At 57.7% G+C, this 345-nt stretch carries 1 protein-coding gene; it reads left to right on the top strand.

The annotated features are described in order from the left end of the window. Positions 1–294 (top strand): zinc-binding dehydrogenase (locus tag B3Q33_RS03095; protein ID WP_286826832.1); only part of this gene is annotated, 294 nt, incomplete at its 5' end. Positions 295–345: the final 51 nt, after the last annotated feature.

Here is a 345-nt window from a genome sequence, read left to right as displayed (position 1 = left end):
GAGGGCACCCTGGTGAATATCGGCATTCTTGGCGGGCTGACCACGGAGCTGAATCTGGGCGCCCTGCTGATGAAACGCCAGACCCTGAAAAGCATGACCATGCGCAGCCAGCCACTGGAAAACCGCATCCGTATGGCGCAGGTCTTCAATGACCGTCTTGCACCCCTGTTTGCCAGCGGTCGCCTGCTGCCCCTGCCGCTGGAAACCTTCCCCTTCACCGACGCCAAAGCCGCCCACGACCATATGGCCGGTAACGACTTTAGTGGCAAGCGTGTGATTGTGGTTGGCGACTGACATGAGCAAGGCCCAGCGGGAAACAGTATTTGAAATACTATTTCACGTTTC

Source organism: Alcanivorax sp. UBA3183, assembly GCF_002364155.1.
GTDB lineage: Bacteria > Pseudomonadota > Gammaproteobacteria > Pseudomonadales > Alcanivoracaceae > Alcanivorax > Alcanivorax jadensis.
This window is presented reverse-complemented; position numbering and strand designations above follow the sequence as displayed.